Annotated in this window: 24 protein-coding genes and 1 pseudogene; 9 read left to right on the top strand and 16 right to left on the bottom strand. The window is 61.1% G+C overall.

Going from position 1 to position 23521, the window contains the following annotated elements:
* Positions 1–92 precede the first annotated feature (92 nt).
* Positions 93–2915: a DNA gyrase subunit A gene (gene gyrA / locus QMO80_RS02360; RefSeq protein WP_283198739.1), complete on the top strand. Its 2823-nt coding sequence runs from the start codon at positions 93–95 to the stop codon at positions 2913–2915.
* Between the two features lie 160 nt (positions 2916–3075).
* On the opposite strand, the gene QMO80_RS02355 is transcribed toward gyrA, so the two are convergent.
* From QMO80_RS02355 to QMO80_RS02345, 3 genes are all read right to left on the bottom strand, one after another.
* The gene (locus QMO80_RS02355; RefSeq protein WP_010056528.1) at positions 3076–3210 is read right to left on the bottom strand and encodes a hypothetical protein; all 135 of its coding nucleotides are present in this window, start codon (positions 3208–3210) and stop codon (positions 3076–3078) included.
* Between the two features lie 36 nt (positions 3211–3246).
* Positions 3247–3402: a hypothetical protein gene (locus QMO80_RS02350; RefSeq protein ID WP_003539654.1), complete on the bottom strand. Its 156-nt coding sequence runs from the start codon at positions 3400–3402 to the stop codon at positions 3247–3249.
* Between the two features lie 142 nt (positions 3403–3544).
* Positions 3545–3823, bottom strand: a complete 279-nt coding sequence (locus QMO80_RS02345) for a hypothetical protein (protein ID WP_283198738.1) — start codon at positions 3821–3823, stop codon at positions 3545–3547.
* Between the two features lie 90 nt (positions 3824–3913).
* Between QMO80_RS02345 and coaD the strand changes: the two genes are divergently transcribed.
* The 5 genes from coaD to tgt all read left to right on the top strand — a co-directional run bounded on the left by coaD (position 3914) and on the right by tgt (position 7880).
* Positions 3914–4408 carry a pantetheine-phosphate adenylyltransferase gene (gene coaD / locus QMO80_RS02340; protein ID WP_064838471.1) on the top strand — a complete coding sequence of 165 codons (495 nt, stop codon included), beginning with the start codon at positions 3914–3916 and terminating at the stop codon, positions 4406–4408.
* A gap of 58 nt (positions 4409–4466) precedes the next feature.
* Entirely contained in the window at positions 4467–5039 is a 573-nt protein-coding gene (locus tag QMO80_RS02335) for a peptidylprolyl isomerase (protein ID WP_283198737.1), read from the top strand.
* Positions 5040–5067: 28 nt separating this feature from the next.
* On the top strand, positions 5068–5577 hold the full coding sequence (locus QMO80_RS02330; protein ID WP_085737256.1) for a peptidylprolyl isomerase: 510 nt from the start codon (positions 5068–5070) through the stop codon (positions 5575–5577).
* A gap of 72 nt (positions 5578–5649) precedes the next feature.
* Positions 5650–6753 (top strand): tRNA preQ1(34) S-adenosylmethionine ribosyltransferase-isomerase QueA, encoded by a 1104-nt coding sequence (gene queA, locus QMO80_RS02325; RefSeq protein WP_283198736.1) that lies wholly within the window; start codon positions 5650–5652, stop codon positions 6751–6753.
* Positions 6750–7880, top strand: coding sequence for a tRNA guanosine(34) transglycosylase Tgt (gene tgt / locus QMO80_RS02320; RefSeq protein WP_283198735.1), 1131 nt, complete (start codon positions 6750–6752; stop codon positions 7878–7880). Before queA ends, tgt begins: the two co-directional genes overlap by 4 nt.
* 2 nt (positions 7881–7882) lie before the next feature.
* Here tgt and QMO80_RS02315 read toward each other — a convergent pair whose 3' ends face one another.
* The 10 genes from QMO80_RS02315 to QMO80_RS02270 form a co-directional block, all read right to left on the bottom strand.
* The gene (locus tag QMO80_RS02315) at positions 7883–8965 is read right to left on the bottom strand and encodes an acyltransferase (RefSeq protein WP_283198734.1); all 1083 of its coding nucleotides are present in this window, start codon (positions 8963–8965) and stop codon (positions 7883–7885) included.
* Positions 8966–9071: 106 nt separating this feature from the next.
* The gene (locus tag QMO80_RS02310) at positions 9072–9500 is read right to left on the bottom strand and encodes a DUF4864 domain-containing protein (protein ID WP_283198733.1); all 429 of its coding nucleotides are present in this window, start codon (positions 9498–9500) and stop codon (positions 9072–9074) included.
* Positions 9501–9580: 80 nt separating this feature from the next.
* Positions 9581–10846 carry a beta-ketoacyl-ACP synthase II gene (gene fabF, locus QMO80_RS02305; RefSeq protein ID WP_283198732.1) on the bottom strand — a complete coding sequence of 422 codons (1266 nt, stop codon included), beginning with the start codon at positions 10844–10846 and terminating at the stop codon, positions 9581–9583.
* A 13-nt stretch (positions 10847–10859) separates the two neighbouring features.
* Complete coding sequence (locus QMO80_RS02300; protein ID WP_283198731.1) at positions 10860–11366, bottom strand: helix-turn-helix domain-containing protein; 507 nt, start codon at positions 11364–11366, stop codon at positions 10860–10862.
* Positions 11367–11403: 37 nt separating this feature from the next.
* A complete protein-coding gene (locus QMO80_RS02295) occupies positions 11404–11958 on the bottom strand; it encodes an NUDIX hydrolase (RefSeq protein WP_283198730.1) in 555 nt (184 codons plus the stop codon).
* A gap of 129 nt (positions 11959–12087) precedes the next feature.
* On the bottom strand, positions 12088–12909 hold the full coding sequence (locus tag QMO80_RS02290) for an inositol monophosphatase family protein (RefSeq protein WP_283198729.1): 822 nt from the start codon (positions 12907–12909) through the stop codon (positions 12088–12090).
* 45 nt (positions 12910–12954) lie between these two features.
* Positions 12955–14016, bottom strand: coding sequence for an ABC transporter ATP-binding protein (locus QMO80_RS02285; protein WP_283198728.1), 1062 nt, complete (start codon positions 14014–14016; stop codon positions 12955–12957).
* Positions 14013–16244, bottom strand: coding sequence for an iron ABC transporter permease (locus QMO80_RS02280; RefSeq protein ID WP_283198727.1), 2232 nt, complete (start codon positions 16242–16244; stop codon positions 14013–14015). Before QMO80_RS02280 ends, QMO80_RS02285 begins: the two co-directional genes overlap by 4 nt.
* Before the next feature lie 88 nt (positions 16245–16332).
* Complete coding sequence (locus tag QMO80_RS02275; RefSeq protein ID WP_283198726.1) at positions 16333–17358, bottom strand: ABC transporter substrate-binding protein; 1026 nt, start codon at positions 17356–17358, stop codon at positions 16333–16335.
* A gap of 118 nt (positions 17359–17476) precedes the next feature.
* Positions 17477–18469 carry an ABC transporter substrate-binding protein gene (locus QMO80_RS02270; protein ID WP_283200092.1) on the bottom strand — a complete coding sequence of 331 codons (993 nt, stop codon included), beginning with the start codon at positions 18467–18469 and terminating at the stop codon, positions 17477–17479.
* A gap of 235 nt (positions 18470–18704) precedes the next feature.
* Here QMO80_RS02270 and QMO80_RS02265 point away from each other — a divergent pair, with 235 nt between their 5' ends.
* Together QMO80_RS02265 and QMO80_RS02260 are read left to right on the top strand one after the other, a co-directional pair.
* Positions 18705–19445 carry a response regulator transcription factor gene (locus QMO80_RS02265; protein WP_283198725.1) on the top strand — a complete coding sequence of 247 codons (741 nt, stop codon included), beginning with the start codon at positions 18705–18707 and terminating at the stop codon, positions 19443–19445.
* Positions 19442–21529, top strand: coding sequence for an ATP-binding protein (locus QMO80_RS02260; RefSeq protein ID WP_283198724.1), 2088 nt, complete (start codon positions 19442–19444; stop codon positions 21527–21529). The genes QMO80_RS02265 and QMO80_RS02260 overlap by 4 nt, the downstream gene beginning before the upstream one ends.
* A 25-nt stretch (positions 21530–21554) precedes the next feature.
* Here QMO80_RS02260 and QMO80_RS02255 read toward each other — a convergent pair whose 3' ends face one another.
* From QMO80_RS02255 to QMO80_RS02245, 3 genes and pseudogenes are all read right to left on the bottom strand, one after another.
* Positions 21555–21848 carry a hypothetical protein gene (locus QMO80_RS02255; RefSeq protein WP_283198723.1) on the bottom strand — a complete coding sequence of 98 codons (294 nt, stop codon included), beginning with the start codon at positions 21846–21848 and terminating at the stop codon, positions 21555–21557.
* A gap of 125 nt (positions 21849–21973) precedes the next feature.
* A pseudogene (locus QMO80_RS02250) lies at positions 21974–22222 on the bottom strand (calcium-binding protein); the annotation flags it as partial.
* A 385-nt stretch (positions 22223–22607) separates the two neighbouring features.
* Positions 22608–22793, bottom strand: coding sequence for a hypothetical protein (locus tag QMO80_RS02245; protein WP_283198722.1), 186 nt, complete (start codon positions 22791–22793; stop codon positions 22608–22610).
* Positions 22794–23002: 209 nt separating this feature from the next.
* Here QMO80_RS02245 and QMO80_RS02240 point away from each other — a divergent pair, with 209 nt between their 5' ends.
* Positions 23003–23398 carry a hypothetical protein gene (locus tag QMO80_RS02240; protein ID WP_283198721.1) on the top strand — a complete coding sequence of 132 codons (396 nt, stop codon included), beginning with the start codon at positions 23003–23005 and terminating at the stop codon, positions 23396–23398.
* Positions 23399–23521 lie beyond the last annotated feature (123 nt).

The raw sequence follows: 23521 nt of genomic DNA, 5'->3' as shown, positions 1-23521 counted from the left end.
AAAGCCTGTTCAAAACGCCCCGTGAAATTGGCGCGGGAACAGGCTTTCCGCTATAAATCTTCAAGTGATTCTAGAAGAGATCGTGATCTGTTTTGACTGAGCAAACACCCCCCGGCGGCGGGAAGCTCCCGCCAGGCATCGAGCCCATCTCCATCATGGAGGAAATGCAGCGGTCGTATCTCGATTACGCCATGAGCGTCATCGTCAGCCGCGCGCTGCCCGACGTGCGCGACGGCCTGAAGCCCGTGCACCGGCGTATCCTCTATGGCATGTCCGAGCTCGGCATCGACTGGAACAAGAAATACGTCAAATGCGCCCGCGTCACCGGTGACGTGATGGGTAAATACCATCCGCACGGCAATTCGGCGATCTATGATGCGCTGGCCCGCATGGCCCAGCCCTGGTCGCTGCGTCTGCCGCTGATCGATGGCCAGGGCAATTTCGGTTCGGTCGATGGTGATCCGCCGGCGGCCGAACGTTATACTGAATGCCGCCTCGAAAAGGCTGCCCATTCGCTGCTCGACGATCTCGACAAGGAAACCGTCGATTTCCGAGACAACTACGACGGCACGCTCTCCGAGCCGGTCGTGGTTCCCGCCAAGTTCCCGAACCTGCTCGTCAACGGCGCCGGCGGCATCGCCGTCGGCATGGCGACGAATATCCCGCCGCACAATCTCTCCGAAGTCATCGACGGCTGCATCGCGCTGATCGACGATCCGGCGATCGAGTTGCCGGAACTGATGCAGATCATTCCCGGCCCGGACTTCCCGACGGGTGCGAAGATCCTCGGCCGCGCCGGCATTCGCTCGGCTTATGAAACCGGCCGCGGTTCGGTCATCATGCGCGGCGTTGCCGCCATCGAGCCGATGCGCGGCGACCGCGAGCAGATCATCATCACTGAGATTCCCTACCAGGTGAACAAGGCGACGATGATCGAGAAGATGGCCGAGTTGGTGCGCGACAAGCGCATCGAAGGCATCTCCGATCTGCGCGACGAATCCGACCGCCAGGGCTATCGCGTCGTCGTCGAATTGAAGCGCGACGCCAATGCCGAGGTCATCCTCAACCAGCTTTATCGTTATACGCCGCTGCAGACGTCTTTCGGCTGCAACATGGTGGCGCTGAACGGCGGCAAGCCGGAGCAGCTGACGCTGCTCGACATGCTGCGCGCTTTCGTCTCCTTCCGCGAAGAAGTCGTTAGCCGGAGAACGAAATTCCTGCTGCGCAAGGCGCGGGACCGGGCCCATGTGTTGGTCGGCCTCGCCATTGCCGTCGCCAATATCGATGAAGTCATCCGCGTCATCCGCCAGGCGCCCGACCCGCAGTCGGCGCGCGAAGAACTGATGACCCGCCGCTGGCCGGCCGAAGATGTCGAAAGCCTGATCCGTCTGATCGACGATCCGCGCCACCGCATCAACGAGGACCTGACCTACAACCTCTCCGAAGAGCAGGCCCGCGCCATCCTCGAACTGCGCCTTGCCCGTCTGACGGCCCTTGGCCGCGACGAAATCGGCGATGAACTCAATAAGATCGGCGAGGAAATCAAGGATTACCTCGATATTCTCTCTTCGCGCGTCCGCATCCAGACTATCGTCAAGGATGAGCTCACTGCCGTGCGTGACGAATTCGGCACGCCGCGCCGCACCGAGATCGTCGATGGCGGCCTCGAAATGGACGACGAGGATCTGATCGCCCGCGAGGACATGGTCGTCACCGTCTCGCATCTCGGCTATATCAAGCGCGTGCCGCTGACCACCTATCGCGCCCAGCGCCGCGGCGGCAAGGGCCGCTCCGGCATGACCACCCGCGACGAGGATTTCGTTAGCCGGCTATTTGTTGTTAACACCCATACGCCGGTCCTGTTCTTCTCCTCGCGCGGCATCGTCTACAAGGAAAAGGTCTGGCGTCTGCCGATCGGCACGCCGACATCGCGCGGCAAGGCGCTCATCAACATGCTGCCGCTCGCCCCCGGCGAGCGCATCACCACCATCCTGCCCTTGCCCGAGGACGAGGAGAGCTGGGACAATCTCGACGTCATGTTCTCGACGACGCGCGGCACGGTTCGCCGCAACAAGCTGTCGGATTTCGTCCAGGTCAACCGCAACGGCAAGATCGCGATGAAGCTGGACGAGGAGGGGGACGAAATCCTCTCGGTCGAGACCTGCACGGACAGCGACGACGTGTTGCTGACGACGGCGCTCGGCCAGTGCATCCGCTTCTCCGTCGACGACGTCCGCGTCTTTGCCGGCCGCAACTCGATCGGCGTGCGCGGCATCAATCTCGGCGAGGGCGACCGCATCATCTCGATGACGATCGTCGGCCATGTGGATGCCGAGCCATGGGAGCGCGCCGCCTATCTCAAACGTTCCGCCACCGAACGTCGAGCGATAGGCGTAGATGAAGAGGATATCGCGCTGGTCGGTGAAGAAGTCACCGAGGAGGGACAGCTCTCTGACGAGCGCTATGAAGAGCTGAAGGCACGCGAACAATTCGTGCTGACGGTCTCGGAAAAGGGTTTCGGCAAGCGCTCGTCTTCTTACGATTTCCGCATCTCCGGCCGCGGCGGCAAGGGTATCCGCGCCACCGATACGTCGAAAACAGGCGAGATCGGAGAATTGGTCGCGGCCTTCCCGGTCGATGACGGTGACCAGATTATGCTTGTCTCCGACGGCGGCCAGCTGATCCGCGTGCCGGTCGGCGGCATCCGCATCGCCAGCCGCGCCACCAAGGGCGTCACCATCTTCTCGACGGCCAAGGACGAGAAGGTCGTCTCTGTCGAGCGCATCAGCGAGCCCGAGGAGGATGAGGCGGAGGAGGCTGTCGAGGTCGCTGAAGGCGCCGCGGTGACCGGCGAATCAGCTGCCGGCGACGCGCCGGCTGCCGATGGTGATCCGGCCGGGCCGGCCGAGGAATGACCGGATGAACGGGGCGGCTTCGGGCCGCCCTTTTCTTTTCAAGTGGCGCTTGTCTTTACCGCCAACCAAAGAAAAAGCCGGACGCTGGGTGCATCCGGCTTTGAAAGGCCTTGGCAGCGGAAGGGTGCCGCTCAAGGTGGGGAAGGGGGAAGATAGAATGTCAGAATGCGCTATGTTTTTCGTTCAGCGCCTTGACCTCTTCACCTTCGCGCCGGAGCGCCGATATCGTCGAGGCTACAGACACTATGAACATGACGCTGATAAGGGCGGTGAGCACTGTCAAGATCGTGAACATAGGCATTCCTTTCCTGGGGAGTTGCGTTCTCGCCCCTCAGTACTGGCCCAGTACGGCCGTCCGGGCCGAAGCATAAGGGCCATAAACCTTGGACGTATCAACCTTCTGATCATAGAGAGCGACAGTTGCGGTCAGCATGCCCGTGACCATTACCATCCAGAGCACGTTAATCATCGTAATCTTGCCGGGCATCTTTAGTCCTTCCTGCCGCGATAATCGCATCTATGTATCGGTTGAATGAACGCATCCGTTTTAAAATGGTTCCGCCGGATGTTGAGGCGGTGTTTACCAATGCCGATCTGAAGCCTCCTTGAATGTCTCGTTCATCTGGCGTTCAGATTCGAACGTCGTTTTTTGCGCGCAGCCGGCCCTGGGCGCGCACGATCGCCGCATGCTCGGCAAGCTCCGGCCGCACCCAGCTGACCTCGTAGCGATCGGCGAAATAGCCATAGGCCATCTCGGCGGCAAGCGAGGAAACGACGGCAAGTGCAACGAGCACGATCAGCATGGAAGTGGTCTTTCGGGAGGCGCCGGATGTCGGAATGGCATCGGCTGTCTTGATGATCTGAATTAAGCAGATCCTGTCTGAAACCGCCTTGAACGGGCCGTTCATCCACCGTTCAACCGGCCGGGACGATTGGCCAAATCACTTGCGGCAAGGCGGCATCCGTGACAAAAGGCGTCAAACCAACGGTCGGGCCAGATGACGACAGCTTTTTATCCCGGGTCCTTCGACCCGATCACCAATGGGCATGTGGATGTTCTGGTCCAGGCGCTGAACGTCGCCGAAAAGGTGATCGTTGCGATCGGCATCCATCCTGGTAAGGCGCCGCTCTTTTCCTTCGAGGAGAGAGCCGAGCTGATCCGCCTTTCGCTGGCCGAAGCGCTGCCCGGCAAGACCGGCGACATCGACGTCGTCGCCTTCGACAATCTGGTCGTCGATGCCGCCCGCGCCCATGGCGCCACGCTTCTGATCCGCGGCCTTCGCGACGGCACAGATCTTGATTACGAAATGCAGATGGCCGGCATGAACAGAACGATGGCGCCCGATATCCAGACCATCTTTTTGCCGGCAGGCACGGCCTCGCGGCCCATTACCGCCACATTGGTCCGCCAGATCGCCGCCATGGGCGGCGATGTCAGCGCCTTCGTGCCGGCAGCCGTCTTGCAAGCCCTCACATCCAAGCGCCCAGACTGATAAGTACGAAGTCTGGCAAGCGCAAAGACCAGGCGAAACCCGCCGCAACGGAGCCCATATGAAACTCTTTTATCTCGCATTTGCCGGCGTGTTGTATCTCGCCTCCTTCGCGGGGGACGCCTTCGCCCAGTCGGCCGATCATTATCTCACCATCCAGTTGAAGAACGGCCCTGTCGTCATCCAGCTCATGCCTGAGGTGGCGCCGAAGCATGTCGCCCAGATCGAGGCGCTGGCCAAGAAGGGCGAATACGACAACGTCGCCTTCCATCGCGTCATCGAGGGTTTCATGGCCCAGACCGGCGACGTGAAATACGGCAACATGGAAAAGAACTTTGATGCGAGCCTGGCCGGCACCGGCGGCTCCGACCTTCCGGACCTTCCGGCTGAATTCTCCAAGACACCGTTCGTGCGCGGCACGGTCGGCATGGCCCGGTCGCAGGATCCGAATTCCGCCAACTCGCAGTTCTTCATCATGTTCGCCGACGGCTCCTTCCTGAACGGCCAGTACACCGTCGTCGGCAAAGTCGTGTCCGGCATGGAGAATGTCGACAAGATCAAGCGCGGCGAAGGCCAGAACGGCGAAGTCAAAAGTCCCGACCGGATGATCAAGGTCACCCTGGGCAAGAAGTAAGTTACGAGACAAACAAGAGGAGAAGACAATGGCCGAGATCAAGGATCCCGAAAACACCATCATTCTGGAAACCACCAAGGGCAAGGTTGTCATTCAGCTTCTGCCGCAGGTCGCCCCCGAGCATGTCGCCCGCATCAAGGAACTCGCTCGCGAGAAGGCCTATGACGGCGTCGTCTTCCACCGCGTCATCCAGGATTTCATGGCTCAGACGGGCGATGTCGAATATGGCAAGAAGGGTTCGGAAACCTTCAATCCCGGCCGAGCCGGCATGGGCGGCTCCTCCAAGCCGGATCTGAAGGCCGAATTCTCCGCGACCACCCATACGCGCGGCACTTGCTCGATGGCGCGTTCGCAGAACCCGAACTCGGCCAATTCGCAGTTCTTCATCTGCTTCACCGACGCGCCCTGGCTGAACAAGCAGTATTCCGTCTGGGGCCAGGTCATCGAAGGCATGGAAAACGTCGACAAGATCAAGCGCGGCGAGCCGGTTTCCGATCCGGACTCGATCGTCTCGATGCGGGTTGCCGCCGACGTCTGATTGTGATTTCTGCTGGAACCCGCCCTTGCGCGAAAGCGCGGGGCGGGTTTCGCTTTGCCTGGAAGTACCTCGATGCGCGTAGACCTTTTCGATTTCGACCTGCCGGATGAACGCATTGCGCTGCGGCCCGCCGAACCGCGCGATAGCGCCCGCCTGCTCGTCGTCAATCCGCATGCTGAAAGCGTGCCCGATGCGGAAAGCGCGCTCTCGGATCATCACGTTTACGATCTGCCGTCGTTTCTGCGCGCCGGTGACGCGCTCGTCTTCAACGATACCAAGGTCATTCCAGCTCAGCTCGAAGGCATCCGCCATCGCGACGGCGCCGGCGGCCAGCAAGTGTCGGCAACGCTGCATATGCGCATCGGCCCCAGCCGCTGGAAGGCCTTTGCCAAACCCGGCAAGCGCATCAAGGAGGGCGACCGCATCGCCTTCGGTCATAGCGGCGAAAGCTGTTTCCTCGGCGCGCTCGATGCCACCGTCGAGGAAAAGGGCGAGGCCGGCGAAGTGACGCTCGCCTTCGATCTGTCCGGCCCGGCGCTCGACGAGGCGATCGCCGCCGTCGGCCACATTCCGTTGCCGCCCTATATCGCCGCCAAGCGACCCGAGGACGAGCGCGACCGCGCGGATTACCAGACGATCTATGCCCGCGAGGAGGGCGCCGTCGCCGCGCCCACCGCCGGCCTGCACTTCACGCCTGATCTGTTTGCGGCGCTGGATAAGGCCGGCATCGAACGCCATTTCGTCACGCTGCATGTCGGCGCCGGCACCTTCCTGCCCGTGAAGGCCGACGATACCGACGATCACAAGATGCATCTCGAAAGCGGTTATGTCAGTGGTGAAATCGCCGCCCGGCTGAATGCCGTCAAGGCAAGGGGCGGGCGTATTGTCTGCGTCGGCACGACCTCGCTGCGGCTCATCGAAAGTGCGGCCGGGGAAAGCGGAGAGATCAAACCCTGGGCCGGCGCCACCGGTATCTTCATCACACCCGGCTACCGTTTCAAGGCGGTCGACATGCTGATGACCAATTTCCACCTGCCGCGCTCGACACTGTTCATGCTGGTCTCGGCTTTTGCCGGCTTCGAAACCATGCATGCGGCCTATGAACACGCCATTTCGACAGGCTACCGCTTCTACTCCTACGGAGACGCGAGCCTTCTTTTCCGGAAAGACAAATGACAGAGACCTTCCAATTCACGTTGAAGAAGACCGATGCCGGCGCGCGCCTCGGCGAGATTTCCATGCCGCGCGGCACGATCCGCACGCCGGCCTTCATGCCGGTGGGCACCGTCGGCACCGTCAAGGCGATGTATCTCGACCAGGTGCGTGAGACCGGTGCCGACATTATCCTCGGCAATACCTATCATCTGATGCTGCGCCCCAGTGCCGAGCGCGTCGCCCGCCTCGGCGGCCTGCACAAGCTGATCCGCTGGGAACACCCGATCCTGACGGATTCCGGCGGTTTTCAGGTGATGTCGCTCTCCGGCCTGCGCAAGCTCGATGAGCAGGGCGTCACCTTCAAGTCGCATGTCGACGGCAGCCTGCACCATATGTCGCCGGAGCGCTCCATCGAAATCCAGGGGCTGCTCGGCTCCGACATCCAGATGCAGCTCGACGAATGCGTGGCGCTGCCGGCCGAGCCGAAGGAGATCGAGCGCGCCATGGAAATGTCGCTGCGCTGGGCCGAGCGCTGCCGGGTCGCCTTCGGCGAGCAGCCCGGAAAGGCGATGTTCGGCATCGTCCAGGGCGGTGACATTCCGGCGCTGCGCATCCGGTCGGCCGAGGCGCTGAGCCAGCTCGACCTCAAGGGTTATGCGGTCGGCGGCCTTGCCGTCGGCGAACCGCAGGACGTCATGCTGCGGATGCTGGAAACGACGCTGCCCGTGCTTCCTCTCGAGAAGCCGCGTTACCTCATGGGTGTCGGAACGCCTGACGATATGCTGAAATCGGTCGCCCGCGGCATCGACATGTTCGACTGCGTCATGCCGACCCGTTCCGGCCGCCACGGCCTCGCCTTCACCCGCCGCGGCAAGGTCAATATCCGCAATGCCCGTCATGCCGAGGACATGCGGCCGCTCGACGAACAATCGAACTGCCCGGCCTCGCGCGATTATTCCCGCGCCTATCTGCACCATCTCGTCCGCGCCAACGAGGCGCTCGGCGGCATGCTGCTCTCCTGGCACAATCTGGCCTACTACCAGGAACTGATGCAGGGCATCCGCAAGGCAATCGCCGAAGGCCGCTTCGCCGATTTCATGGCGGAGACAATGGAGGAATGGGCAAGGGGCGATCTCGACCCGGTGTAAGGCTAGCCCGCTCCAGCGCGGCTCTCCGCGGGAAGCTCAGATGCTGGTCTTGGCGCAATCATTGTTTTGAGCTTTTTGCGCACTGGCTCGTCGAAGTGAATGGCGACGATGCCGGCCATGATGAAAATCGCCATCACGACGACCATACCGGCTGCCGGGGAGGCCGGCAGGTCAAAGCCCTTTTGCCGCAGCAAATGCAGCAACTCGAAGATGGGCGCGTGCAGGATATAAATCGGATAGGAAACGATCCCCAGCCAACGGAATGCCAGCTCGACAAGGCCGGTCTGCCTCGTGCGCATTGCGATCCAGACAATGGCCGGGAAAATCACCAAGCATATGAAAAGATCAAAATAGGGAAAACCGTAGAATGTGCTGGCGGGCATATTCGTGATCACAATCAGGCAGCCACAGAGGAAAATGCCGATGGTGTTGCCTCTATTGACTGCATTCGGCGTCCGAACCTCGTACAACCTGTAAAGGCAGATCCCGAGCGAGAACGAGAACAAAATTCTCGAGAAGCCAAATCCGAAGTAGCCCGCCTGATGGCCAATGTCGAAATTGCCTCCAAGGGCTCCGTACAAGGTGATACCCGCTGTCCCGAGGGCGATGGCGAGCAAAATTCTGGACGAAAGTCGCACCAGAAGAACGGAAAACAGCACGCCAGCCCAGAGTTCGAAGAAGAGCGACCAGCTCGGCCCGTTTAACGGAAAGGCGCCGCCCGTGCCTGCATTTGGAATGAACAGAATCGCCCTCAGCAGAAGGCCGGCCAGGGTGAGGTAATCCAAGCCGAATTGAACGGCATAGCTGACGAGGCCGACAGGAAGCGATAGCAGATAGACAGGATAAAGCCGAATGATCCGCTGCAGCAGAAATCTGGCAGGCGAAATCTGTCCCGTTGCCAGTTGGCTTTCGTATGAACTTGCAAGAACGACGCCGCTCAAGAGAAAGAAGAGATCAACGGCAAGGTAGCTGATATTGACCGGTATCGGACCAAGCGTGCCGCCGGTATGCAGGAACATGACCATGATGGCCGCGATTCCCCGCAAGGCCTCAAGAGCTGTGAAAAATTGCTTGCCAGTATTCAACCTGCCAGTCCCCCTGCTGGGGTTTTTTACTCCAGCACGATTTCAAAATAGTTAGTGTAACGGGTCCAAATGCTAAGCAGTGTTTCATCCAGCCAAGAACAGCGCGTCAGATGCCCTTGCTGTCGGCATCCGGCATGATCTGCACGCCGTTGATCCGGTAGCTGCCGTCCGGCTGGCGGGTGATCTGGTAGATCGCCGTCCAGTCCTTGCCGTCGCGGCCCGAGATCAGCACCTCGTGATAGATCAGCGCGCCGTTGTCGATCGAGCGGCTGCGGCCGAAGGCATAGTTGCCGGGGTGATAGACCGGCTCATAGCTCTTCTTCACCATGGCGAAGAACAGGTTCTTGTCGGGATACATCGCCTTGATGCCGGGAGCGGCGAAGGAATAGGCGGTTTCGGCATCCTCGTTGAGGAAGGCCTTGATCTGTTCCTCGATCATCGTCCGTGTGGCGTCGATCGGATCTTCGGCGCGGGCCGAGACAGGGGAGAGGAGGGACGCGGCACACAGAATGACAACTGCGAAGAAGGCGCGCATGGGGATCTCCGGCTCTATCGGGGGAAAAGATCCCGATAGAGCGGAAGTGTAGGCCATTTCCAGCGCAAGAAAAGCGGACTTTACGACCAGCGGCGGAAGAGGGCGCTGGCATTCACGCCGCCGAAGCCGAAACCGTTGGTAATGGCATAGTCCGTTGCCAGCGGCCGCGCCGCCTTGCCGACAATATCGATGCCGTCGGCATCAGGATCGGCTTCATCAAGGTTGCGGGTCGGCGGCGCGATCTGGTCGCGCAACGCCAGGATGGTGAAGATCGCCTCCAGCCCGCCGGCAGCACCCAGCAGATGGCCGGTCGCCGATTTCGTCGCGCTGACGGCAATGCCGCCATCCCGGCCGAAGACCGTGCCGATCGCCGCGATCTCGCCTTTGTCACCGACCGGTGTCGAGGTCGCATGCGCGTTCAGGTGCTTGACCTCGGACCCCGGGATCTCGGCCTGACGGAGCGCCGCCTCGATCGCCCGGCGCGCGCCGTCGCCGTCTTCGGGACCCGAGGTCATGTGGTAGGCGTCCGCCGCCGTGCCGTAGCCGACGAGTTCGGCAAGCGGCGTGGCGCCGCGGGCAAGCGCATGTTCGAGCGTTTCGATGACCAGAATGCCGGCGCCTTCGCCCATGACGAAGCCGTCGCGCGCCGTGTCGAAGGGCCGCGAGGCCAGCTCCGGTGTCTCGTTGAAACCGGTGGAAAGGGCACGCGCGGCGGCAAAACCGCCGAGGCTCACCTTGTCGATGCAGGCCTCGGCGCCGCCGCAGATCGCCACATCCGCCTCGCCGGAGCGGATCAGCCGTGCCGCATCGCCGATCGCCTGGACGCTGGCCGCGCAGGCCGTCACCGGCGCGCCGAGCGGCCCCTTGAAACCGTAGCGGATGCTGACCTGACCGGCGGCGAGGTTGACGAGGAAGGAGGGCACGGTGAAGGGAGACAGCCGCCGCACGCCGCGCGCCTCACCGATCCGGACCGCCTCGGCGATGGCAGGAAAGCCGCCGACACCCGAGGCGATGATCGTTGCCGTGCGTTCGCGCGCGCCCTCGTCGGTGGGCATCCAGCCGGCCTGTTTCACTGCTTCCTCTGTCGCCGCCATGGCGAACTGGATAAAGCGGTCCATCTTCTTCTGGTCCTTGGGCGGGATGTAACGGTCGGGATCGAAACCGGCCTCCGCATCCTCGGTCGTGCCAGGAACAATGCCGCCGACCTTGGCCGGCAGTTCGCCGACGACATCGTCCGAAAGCACTCTTAGCCCCGAGCCGCCGTCAAGAAGGCGCCTCCAGGCGGGCTCGACGCCAGTGCCGAGTGGCGAGACGAGTCCCATGCCGGTGACAACAATGCGGTGCATGATATTTTCCTCTCTATGCGTCGATGCCGAGATACCAGGCGCGCATGCGGGCGATCCGCGCGTGCACCTCGTCGTCGGCTGCGGGGCCTGCAAGCAGGCTGGTGTTTTCGGGTGTCACTTCTTCGCCGGTCCGTGCGTCGACCAGCACTGTTTGGCGCTCTCTGCCCGAAGCGCGGTCACCCAGCAGAAAGGCGAGATCTTGCTCCGGCATGTGCCGGCTTCCCCAGGAAAACAGCGTCATCAGCACCGGAAAGAAATCGCGGCCCTTGTCCGTCAGCCGATATTCGTAGCGGGCAGGGCGCTGGTGGTAGAGCCGTCGTTCGAACAGCCCCTGATCCGTCAGCTGTTTGAGCCGCCGCGTCAGGATGTTCGGCGCCACCCCGAGGCTCCTCTGGAAATCGTCGAAGCGCGACAGCCCCTGAAAGGCGTCGCGCAGGATCAGAATGCTCCACCAGTCGCCGACGCTGTCGAGCGCGCGCGCCGCCGGGCATTTGAATTGGCTGAAGCTCGTCCGCTGCATGGGGATGTCACTACAGCAGTGACTATCATCATGCAAGTTACTTCGCGGAGGTGACAGCCGTCAGCGAGGATCGCTTTGCGCGCCCGCGGACTTCAAACTCGACGAGCAGCGACTTGAGTTCGACCTCGCGAACGCGTCGCGCCGCTTCATCGGGGCTGACCCATTCGAGAATGCGCTGGCCTTGCTCCTTGAAGTCGTTGCTGATCTCGATGACTTCAACCTGAAACAAATCGACGATGCAGGGAGCGACGTCGCCATTGTCGAGTTCTTTCAGATAGGTGTAGCGGCCGACCGGTTTTTTCCTCACCGTCCCGCGCACGCCTGCTTCCTCCCAGGCTTCGATCGCTGCCGCTTCAAACGGCTTCTTCCCTTTCATCGGCCACCCTTTCGGAATGACCCAGCGCGCACTCTCGCGCGATGTGATCACCAGGATTTCGATCCCCGGCCCGTCATTGGCGTAGCGGAAGCAAATCGCGCCGTATTGTTGGCGGAATGCACCCGAAAACAGCTTGGCAGGAACGGCGGCGAGCTGCCGCAGCAATGGCTGAGACTTGTCTGGTCGAGGCTTGCTGCGTTTTCTCGGAGTCTTCATGGCGATCGAAGGTTATTGAATTCGCTTGTTCTTCACCTGCCTGAGCGTGTTCATGACAGATTCTGACAATCAGTTGTAGGCGCAACCATTCGCCGTTGTCAGCCCTGCGCTCGCCGCCAGTAGCTTGCTCTATCGTGCGGTCATATCGCCGTTGCGCAGATTGTGAATCGCCAGCAATTCCGAATACGCGGAAGGGTTGCTTGCGAGGACGGGATGCCCCTTGAACAAATCTTCCCCCTCGGTCGGGAAGGGCAGGTACTCGCCGCCGGCTTCTTTCACCAGGCAATAACCCGCCATGCAGTCCCAAGCCCGCATGTGAGGCTCATAATAGCCGACGAGACGCCCTGCAGCGACATAGGCAAGCATCAGCGCTCCGGAGCCGTTGCGAATGAACGTGCCGCCGCTGGCGAGCAACGCCGTTATGATGGCGCCGACAACCTCCGGAGCGACGTGCGTATTGCAGCCAATACCCGTCATGGCGTTCTGTATCGTGCGGGAGGGATCGAGCAACAGCACCTGACCATTCAAGCTCGCTCCAAAGCCGACGGCCGCGGCATAAAGCTCGCTCGCACAGGGCGCGTGGATCACGCCGATGACCGGGACACCTTGGTATAGGACAGCGACCGAAACGCACCAGGTGGGCATGCCATTGACGAAGGGCGCGGTGCCGTCGATTGGATCGACAACCCAGGTGTAGCCGGAACGTCCCGCTTGATGGCCAAACTCCTCGCCGAGGAAACCGTCCTCGGGAATTGCTGCCGCAACCCGCTCACGCAGGAAGGTCTCGACGTTCCGGTCCGCGATCGACACGACATCCTGAAGATCGCGCTTGGTCTCGATCACAAGAGTCTCGCGCTTGTTGAAATAGTCGAGCGCCAAAGCACCAGCCTCCGCAGCAAGGGATTTGGCCAGGGTGAAACGCCGCTCCAGGTCGGCTTCATGCATAGTCATATTGCTATCCTTTATTCGCATTCCAAATGTTCAGGCCCAAATGTTTCAGGCATTGATCAGCGCAATGCCGCGATTCTCGAACCCGAGTGTGACATCGCTCGAAGGCGGCAGGTTTCTTTCGACGGCATGGTCGATGATGAAGAGCGTTCCGACATCGGTCTCGATCTCATATTCGACATGCCCGCCGAGATAGGCACTATGGAGCACGCGTCCCGCCAGGCCCTGCTGGCCGGCTGCCGCTATGGTGATCGATCCGGGCCTGACGGCGAGTTTTGCCAAGCCGGGCTTTGCGCTACGGCCTGGCAAACGATGGTCCACGCCGGCCACGCGGATAAGCGTCTCCGTACCTTCGACGCCGATCACCTCGCAAGGGATGACATTGGCTTCTCCCATGAAATCGGCGATGAAGGACGATGCCGGTGTTTCATAGAGTTCGCGCGGCGTCCCGGATTGGGCGATCTCGCCATCCTTCATGACGATGATGCGGTCGGACACCGCCAGAGCCTCATCCTGGTCATGGGTGACATAAACGGCGGTGAAGCCGAGCCGTTGCTGCAGTTCGCGGATCTCAGTGCGCACCCGGCGGCGCAGGCGTGCATCGAGGTTGGAGAGCGGTTCGTCGAGCAGCAGCACCTGCGGCTCGAGCACGAGCGCGCGGGCAACCGCGACGCGTTGCTGCTGGCCTCCGGAAAGCTCGGCCGGCAGGCGATGGCCCATGCCCGCAAGGCCGACGAGCTTCAATCCTTCCTCGGCCTTTTCCCGCGCTTCCTTCTTGCCGAGGCCCGACGACTGCAGACCGTAGGCGACATTATCCAGCGACGTCATATGCGGAAATAAGGCATAGGACTGAAACACCATCGAGACATCGCGCTCATTGGCGGGCAGCATGGTAACGTCGGCGCCGCCGATCAGAATGCGTCCGGATGTCGGATGCTCGAGCCCGGCCAGCATGCGCAGCGTGGTGGTTTTGCCGCAGCCGGATGGGCCGAGCAAGGTCACCAGCGTGCCCGGCTCGATGGAGAGGGAAAGGTCCGGAATGGCCGTGAATGCACCGAAAGACTTGCGGACATTCTGGAAGGTGACGGAACCGGGTTTGACGGTGATCATGCGGTTTTCTCCTGACCGAGAGGAACAGAGGGAGCTGAGCTGGTGCCAGCGACGCGATTTTCGCGGCGCAGGCGGCGCTCGCCGACGACGAGCTGGAAGCCGGCGATGATGATGCTCATCACCACGATCAGCATCGATGAATAGGCGATTGCCACGCCGTACTCGCCATTCTCGACGAGGCCGACGATGTAGGAGGTGGCCATGTTGTATTCTGCGCTGACAAGGAAGATGACGGCGCTGATCGAGGTTATGGCGCGAACGAAGGAGTAGACCAGGGCAGCGGTGATGGCGGGCCGCAGCAGTGGCAGGATCACCTTGCGGATCGTGCGGAAACTGTCCGCACGCAAAGTCAGCGACGCCTCGTCCAGGCTCTTGTCGAGCTGGCTCATCGCCGCGATCCCGCCGCGTACGCCGACCGGCATATTGCGGAAGACGAAGCAGAGGATGAGGATCAGCGCCGAGCCGGTCATCTCGATCGGAGGCAGGTTGAAAGCCATGATGTAGCTGACGCCGATGACCGTTCCGGGGATGGCGAAGCTCATCATCAGCGCGAATTCGAAGACGTTCCGCCCGACGAATTTCTGCCGTACGATTATATAAGCCGTGAGCAGGCCCACCGCAGCGGTCAGGGGCGCGGAGACGAGCGCGATTTCCATCGTCGTCCAGAAGGAGTTCCACGCCACGCCGGTCCACGCGATCCCGCCGTTGTCGAAACCGATCGAGAAGGCGCGAGCGTAATGGTCGAGCGTCAGCGAGTTGTCGAGGCCCCAGGTTTTCACGAAGCCGCCGATCAGGATCATTCCATAAACGACGACGGTGAAGATCATCCACGGAACGACCACCGCATGTACGGCAATGGAAAGGCCGCGCGGCAAGGCGATATGAGCGCCGCTGTCGCCCTTGCCGGTGACCGTGGCAAAGCTCTTGCCCGATAGCCAGAGACGCTGAGCGAGGAATGCCGAGAGCGTGAAGCAGAGGAGCACGATGGCAAGAACGGCCGCGCGCGACGGATCGTTCTGCGATCCGACGACCGCAAAGAAGATTTCCGTCGAAAGCACGCCATGCGTGCCGCCGAGCACGAGCGGATTGCCGAAATCGGCCATGCTCTCGATGAACCCGATCAGGAAGGCGTTTGCGAGACCCGGCTTCATCAACGGCAGGGAGACGCGCCAGAACGTGCGCCAGCGACCGGCACGCAGGGTCTGCGATGCCTCTTCCATCGAGGGGCTGACGCCTTCGACGACGCCGATAAGGACGAGGAAGGCGATCGGCGTAAAGGAGAGCACCTGGGCGATCCAGATGCCGGTGAGCCCATAAAGCCAGCGGCCCGGCTCGATACCCAACAGGCTGGACAAGGCCTCGGTGATAACGCCGGCGCGGCCGAACAGCAGCGTCAGCGCCAGGCCGATGACGAAGGGCGGTGTGATGATCGGCAGCACCGTCAGCAGGCGCAATCCCTTTTTGAACGGAAAGCGCGTGCGCGTCGCCACCAGCGCGAAGCCGAGGCCGAGCAGGGTCGAGCCGGAAGCTGTCATGACAGCGAGAAGGAGCGTGCGCCAGGCAACGCCGCAACGTTCTTCGCCCGCTATGCAGCCGAGGCTCCAAATGCCGGGGTCCTGAATGTTACGTATAAGGCCCTCCGGATTGAAGGAGCCGTCGAAGTCCTGCACCGAAGCGATGAACATGCTGCCGATCGGGTAGAAAACGAAGACGGTGACCAGGAACGCAAGAATGCAAATCGAGCCGACGATGAAGGCATCTCCCTTCATCACCCCGCGTTCGGCCAGTCCGAACGCAAAGAGGAGAACGAAGACGAGCGCCAAAAGGACCGCGCCGGCACCCATCGAAGGCTGTCCCTCGGATAATATGCCGAACAGGTTTTCACTAATTGCCCAGGTCCAACCGGAAAAGCCGATCGCCAGTCCCTGCAGAGACAGGAAGACGAGACCGACGGCACCGAGTGAGGCGAGCAGGGTACCGCGCCGCATCGGATCGCGCGCCAGGCGCGCCAAACAGCCGAGCAGAAAGAGCAGGACCACGCCGGCAAGCCAAGCTCTTCCATGCTGCAGGATTTGCAGCAACCCTGGTGCCGTATCGGCGGAGAACGGGAAGGCAGACAGCCACTTGAATCCGAAGAAGCCGCCCTCGATGCGATACCACGGGAGCAGGGTGAGGGCTACCGCCCCCAGGCCAAGGACGATGTCCAATCGGCGATTGCCACGTCTCATGGCATACCTCGCTTATTTCACGTTGATGGAATGGGAGAATGGAGCGGCACCCCGGATCCGTCCGGGATGCCGCGCCACTTATCGATCTTCAGTTGGCAATGGCGCCGACTTCCCGGTCCCAGCGCTCCAGCAGGGCCTTGCGCTTTGCCGGATCACCATAGGTCTTGAAGTCGTAGTCGATCAGCTTGATGTCCTCGAACTTCGGCGCTTCCTTCGGTACCTCCGCCGATTTGTTCGACGGCAGCTGGAAGGACTTGGCATCCTTCATGCGCGATTGCACTTCGGGCCGCAGCGCCCAGTCGTACCAGATCTTGGCGTTGTCGAGATTGCGGGCGCCTTTGATGATCGACATGGAGCCGATTTCATAGCCGGTGCCCTCGCATGGCGCGATGGATTTGACCGGAAAACCTTCGGCGGTCTGCGCGACGGCGTCATGCATGAAGACGATGCCGAGGGCCGTTTCGCCCCGCGCCGCCGCCTTGACAGGAGCCGATCCGGATTTGGTGTATTGCGAGACGTTGGCGTTCAGTTTTTTCAGATAGTCGATGGCCTGGTCTTCGCCCATGATCTGCACCAGCGAAGCGAGTGCCGTATAGGCAGTGCCCGAGGAGTTCGGATTGGCGATCTGGATTTCGCCCTTCAATTCCGGCGCCAGGAGATCGGCCCAGCAGCGGGGCTCCTTGTAACCCTTGGTCTTGAAGATCTCGGTGTTGTAACCCCAGCCGAGCGCACCGGCGTAGACGCCGACCGTCTTGAAACCGGTGCTCTCCGCCTGCTTTTTGGCCCAATCCTGCAACTGGTCGAGCATTGGCGACTTGTATTCCAGCGTCAGGTTTTCCGATGCTGCCTGGACATGCGGATCCCCCGTGCCGGCCCACCAGATGTCGGTCTTCGGGTTGCGAGCCTCGGCGCGTATCTTGGCATAGGTCTCGCCCGATGACAGGCGCACCATATTGACCTTGATGTCGTGAGCCTTTTGGAAGTCGCCCTGCATCTGCTCGCAGATGACGACATCGGCCGAGCAGATGAGGTTGAGCTCGCCGGTGGCCTGGACCGAACCGGCAGCCAGCGCCGTTCCGGCAAAGAGAAGCGTGGAAAGAACTGTCAGTCGCATGGGTATCCTCCTGTTGCTTGCGTCTGAGAGGGTAGTGGGGTCAGCGACACAAGCGCTGCCCGTCGCGGCGCGTCGATCGCACCGTGTTGTCGAGTTCGGATGAAAGTCGGATCCCGGCCTATTGGGTCGGGGAGATCTCGGTGTCGAAACGGGTCAACAGCCGACTTCGCTCGTCGGACAAGCCGAATGTTGCAAAGTCATAATCCACCATCTTGATCATGGTGATGTCGGGCGCGGCCGGCGGTAGAGCCGCTTTGGCGTTCGACGGAACCTGGTTCTGGCCGGCCGCGGCTCCTGTCGCCTGGCCTTCGGGGCTGAGGGCGAAATCGACGAATGCCTGGGCGGCCCTGGCATTGCGGCTGCCCTTGACGATGCTGACGGCACCGATCTCGTAACCCGTTCCTTCGCAGGGAGCGACGATGACCAGCGCCGCGCCGGCTTCCTTCAGGGTCACCGCGTCATGCATGAACGAGATGCCGATCAGGATTTCACCCCGAGCGGCTGCCTTCACCGGCGCCGAGCCGGACCTGGTATACTCGACGATATTGCGGTTGAGCGCGGCCATATAACGGAACGCCTCCTCTTCGCCGAAGAGCTGCACGAGTGTGGCCAGCATCGTGAAAGCGGTTCCGGAGGAATTCGGATTGCCGGACTGGATATGGCCGCGATAGGCCTCTTTCGTCAGGTCCTGCCAGCAGGTCGGGGCCGGAATCTTCAGCGCTGCGAGCAGATCGGAATTATAGGCGAAACCCAAAGCCCCCGCATATATGGCGGCCGACCGGGAGCCGGACATAGCAAAAAAGTTCTGCGCCCAAGGCAGCATATCGTGTTCATGGTCGGGCTGATATCGATCGAGCAGATCCTCTGAGGCAGCCTGCAGATGGGCATCGCCGGTTCCACCCCACCAGACATCCACTGTCGGGTGTGATTTTTCGGCCCGGATCTGATCGAGTATGTCACCCGTGCTCTTGCGAACCATCGAGATATCGATACCCGCGCGGGCTTCGAACGCTTTTTCCATGGCCATGCACCAGGCTTCGTCGACGCCGCACAGGACGTTCAATCGCGCCTCGCTCATGCCTTGGCTTGCGCCGCACAGCCAGAAAGCCATGCCCGCAGCAAAAGCGGTCAATATCCTCACGCAAGCCTCCCTTGGAACCTCCCGTTCCAATATCCACAGCCAGCATGTCAGATCTTCGCGTCACCGCAATCGAAGAATGGTTACCGATTTTTCATCGCCGGGCGGAGCGACGTTACATTCATTACAAATGTGACAAACCTCATCATCAGCAAGTCTTTGAACATTGACGGCGGCATGCCTATGATGGCGCCGGGAGGATCAAGCGGTGCTGAATCAGAAGGTTCGAATTCTGATCGTCGAGGACGATCCGGATATGGCGGAACTTATCTCCGATCTCGTCGAGGCCGAGGGGTGGATTCCGACCTGCGCGGGATCCGCCGAGGAGGCGACCGATATTCTGGCACGAGAGCAGATGCATCTGGTGCTGGTCGACCATAACCTGCCGCGGACATCCGGCCGGACTTTCGCCCAAAAACTGCGGTCGGAGGCCAATATCGGTATCGTCATGGTGACGGCAGCCGGCAGTGCCGCCGATCGTGTCCTCGGCCTCGAAACCGCGGCGGATGACTATGTCGTCAAGCCGTTCGAACCGATCGAACTGACGGCCCGCATCAAAGCTGTCTTGCGGCGAACCGTGCCCTCACTGAAACAGGAAAAGGAGAGTGATCGGGAGCACGAACGTCCCTCTCTGCTGCTTGGCGATTGGGCCATCGACCTGATGGGCCGGCAAGCCGTCTGCCTCGCCGACCGCAGCAAAACGCTGACGACTGCCGAGTTCGCCCTGCTTGAAATCCTTGCGCAGACCCCCAACCAGCCGGTGAGCCGGGCGCAGATTCTCGATCGGCTTGGCTCGGAAAGCGATCGCTACATCGACCGTAACGTCGATGTCCTGGTTTTGCGTCTCCGGCGGAAAATCGAACGCAATCCCGATCTCCCGCGCCATATCAAGACACGACGCGGAAAGGGCTATGTCCTGCACACCGGCGACGGCGAGCCGTCCGCGTGATCAGCCGCTCCTTTCTGTCGTCGATTGCCTTTCGCTTGCCGTTCGCGATCGCCTTCATCTGCTTCCTGGTGTTCAGCCTGTCGGCGATCGCGATCTACGGGCTGCAGCGCGCCCGTGACGAAATGGCAGCCTATGGCCTGCAGGCCTTCACGAGCCTCGCCAAGGCCTCGCTCATTTCCCGGCAAGTCTCCGATCTGGTGTCGAGCGCACCCTTCCTGATGAACGCGACCTCGCCATACCGGGTGGCGAGCGAGAGCCGCGCTGTCGTGCTGCAGGTCGACAGCCTGCTGAAGACGGCCGCGCCTCAGGGAGCAGACCAGGCTGTGCGCGGCTTTGCGAGCCCAAGGATGGTTGAGCTTCTCGATCTTATTAGGACACAGACGCTTGTGCTTGCCAGGGACGCCGACGCTGCCCAGAATCACAAGGCTGAGGCTGCCGTGGCGCTAGGGGAGGTCGCGACCGGCAAAGGCATCGTCGATCAAGAGCTGCGCCGTCAAGTGAATGGAATCGTGCAAGCGGCTTCCACCTCCGACAGTCTTTTCCAGCTCGGTGAACTTCGCAGACGATACGTGGCGGATACGACGGCCGCGCAGGGGAAAACCGAGGCCGCCGAGCTTCAGCCGTATGAGCGCGTGTTCGAAGCTCAGACACGATATCTCTTGAACATGTTCGCCATCCGGGCGGCGGTCGCAAAGCTGCATGCCGTCTCCCGCGACCTCTCCCATGCAACGGAGACGCAAAGTGATGCAGTTGCACGCCAGCTGAACGACGATCTGCTTTCGACCTCCGATGCCTTGAGCCGGCTGCTGGTAACCGTGGCCTTGGCCTTCCTGCTCGTGCTCGTCATGGCAATATTCTCCATCCGGTCGGTCATGCGTGTGTCACGGGGCATCGTGGCGCTGTCGAACGGCATGAACGCGCTCGCCAAGGGCGAAAACGAAGTGGGTCCGCCAGCCTACCGTGGAAATGAAACCGAGCTTGTGCGTCTGCTGGACGCCTTCCGCGCCTTCAAGGACAGCGTGGATCGTGTGTCTCGATTGAGACGCACCGCGGAAGCCGCCGCTCGCACGATCCGTTCAACCTTTCGCAATATGAACGAGGGGATTGCGCTTTTCGACAGGATGGGGCGAGCGATCACCATGAACAGGCGGATCATCGAACTGTTCGGCCATTCGGGTTCCGTGCGCAAATTGCCGCTGCGCCGGTTTGTCGAGCCGGTGCCGGAGATCGATCCCGCCTTGCTGCCCTCCGATCCGGAGCGCGGCACCCTGTTGGAACGTGCAGTCGTCCGCCATCGCACCGGCGACCAGCGGGTGATCGAGATCTCCATGTCACGACAGCCGGAGGGCGGCATCGTTCTTCTGGCACGCGACGTCACGCTGATGGATCGGCAGGAGGCGGAGGCGGCAAAAGTTCAGCGACTGGACGGCATCATGCGCATGACGCATCAGGTGAGCCACGAAGTGGGCAACATGATCGGGATCATCACCGGCAGCCTCGGCCTTCTCGAGCGTGAAACCGGCTTCACCGATCGGCAGAAACGCAACATTGCGCGAATTCGCAAGGCTGCCGAGCGAGGACGGTCGCTGGCCGGCAGCATGCTGTCGATCGGCAGCCAGCAGCCGTTCCATCCAAGCCCCGTGGATGTCGCCAGCCTCCTTCGCGGGATGGCCGATATCCTGGAGATCGCCGTCGGTGCAAAATGCCATATCAAGCTGGAACTGGATGCCGATCTGCCGGTCGTATCGCTCGACGCGGCCCTCTTGGAACAGTCCGTCCTGAACCTCTGTCTCAACGCTTCGGCAGCGATGCCGACGGGAGGCGTCATCATTATCGGTGCAACCGCAAACGGAGACACCTTGCTGATCTCGGTGGCCGACAGCGGCCTAGGCATGACACCAGAGGTCGCTGACAAAGCTTTCGAACCCTATTTCACCACACGAGGCGGACATGGTGGAGCAGGGCTTGGTCTGGCCATGGTTTACGGCTTCGTCCGTCAGAGCGGCGGGGAGGCATCCATCTATTCCTCTCCCGGACACGGAACGACCGTCAGGCTTAGCTTCCCGACCGGCTTGCGCTCGTGATCAGCGGTCAGGAGGTGCCACCAGATTAACGCTCATTGCGCTCGAAAAACCACGCGAGCAGGATGCCGGTGACGAGCATGCCGGCCGCGACGAAGATCGTATCACCCGGCGTGCCGATATAGAGCGGCCCGATATTGGCAAACAGCAGGAAGGCAATCAGGAAATTCGCCCAGCCCCAGACGACATTCGCCGTCGGCGAACCGGGATTTGCGAATGGAGTGCGAAAACGCCGGCCGCTGACGCCGTTGACGAAATGCGGGATGCCGTTGGTCAGAAATGCAGCGGCGATGAAATGGACGATATAGGCGATCCAGGGCAAGGGCTTCTCCGGTGATGATTGACGTCAATGGAGGAATGTGGCCGGCAATGTCATGCCGGCAAGGGGAGCCTGGAAAAGCGCGTGGTGCGGCCGCACGCCGCCGAATAGCGGCGGGCCTGGCCGGGTCAGATCAGCATGAAATCTTTGACGTGAAGCGCCGCGTAATTGTCGAGATCCGCGACATGGATCGCCGTGCCCGCAGCACTGCCATCCGCGTCAAAGGAGAGAGGGCCGCTCGCCTGATCGTAGATCAGCTTGTCATCCGTCTCGAGCGCTTTCGTGCCGAGAACGAAATTCTCATCCGAAAATGCGGATAGGCTGAGCGCGGCGAAAATCGAATGGTCGAGCAGTAGCTTGTCGTCCGCCGCGGAGGAAATATGCGTATCAATTCCGAAGGAGTGAATAATATCGTTTATTCTAGCAGCTTTATCCATGGTTTTCTCCCGGTTTACGAGGAATCGACCGTGGGAATATATCCCCATTTGCTGCCGCAAATTTGATTCAATACACGATGGTGGCCATGCAGTGATTTCTTGTTAACCATGATATGTTGTTGCGAATGTGGCCCGTATCGGGCAACACCTCGCGCAAGAAGATTATCAAGCTATGCTTGCATTTTCCGGTCGACCGCCAGCCGGCCAATATGGCGGCCGGAACATCGGCAGCCGCGGCGAGAAGATCAGAACCACGGCAGGAGCGTTGAACGCCGTATTGCCCGTCAGGCGTGTTGGTTTTCCGCAGGCGGGAGACGGGAACGGGTCAGGCAAAACCGAGCGGCAGCTTGTCCAGTTTCCTGTCGGCGCCGTAATCGCGCTCATGCGGCGAGCGGCGGCGGCCGTCGCGGCTGGAAAGATCGATCCGGTTTTCAGCAAAGATCCCATCGGGATAGGTGCCGGTATCATGGCAGTCGGCGTCGATCTTGCGAGCAAGGATTTTCAGGATCATCGGGGTTCCTCCGCGGCGCACCATCAACACTCGGAAAGGCCGCCTCGTTCCCTTTATAAATTCTGAATTATTAATAAATTAACCATAAGCGCCAGGGAAAGGCTCAGCGGTTGCCAACGCCCGGGCCACACACGTCAGCGCTGAACGGCCTTGCCGTGGAACTCACGGAGCGTGATTGCCGTTGATATCGATAAACACAGGAGGTTTCCATGCAGTTGATCGATACGCGAGTGACACAGGCCGGTGACGTCTTCACCGTCGAGTTCCTGGGCGAGGGAGGGGAATCGATCTCCGTCAAGATCGACAACTCTCATGGCGAGCTCGACCACTCCACGGCCGTCGACCACGCCAAGGTGATGATGGTCCAGCTCACCAGCTTTGCGGGTGGGGAGACGGATGGCAGCATCAACCGCTACGATGCCTTGAGCAACGGCAATTTCGACGAAGGCAGCAAGGGCCTGATCGGCCAGCCGAGCGCACGTTCGAGCCACGACAGCCAAACGCTGGAGGAGGAACTCAACGAAGGTCTTGAGGACTCGTTTCCGGCAAGCGACCCCGTCTCGGCCACGGTATCGTCCATTCCCGCCAACGCGCCGCGGCACTGATCGGACTGCGTCCTGTCAAATGCCGGCAAAGGCTGCCCGTTCCCCCGGCGGCCTTCTCCTGCATGACAAATCGATATCAAAACTGAGAAACAGCTGAAAACATCAGATGTCTGATTGACATGG

This window comes from Rhizobium sp. BT03 (assembly GCF_030053155.1).
Classification (GTDB): Bacteria; Pseudomonadota; Alphaproteobacteria; order Rhizobiales; family Rhizobiaceae; genus Rhizobium.
Note: the sequence above shows the minus strand (reverse complement) of the source record. Positions and strands in the feature narration are given on the sequence as shown.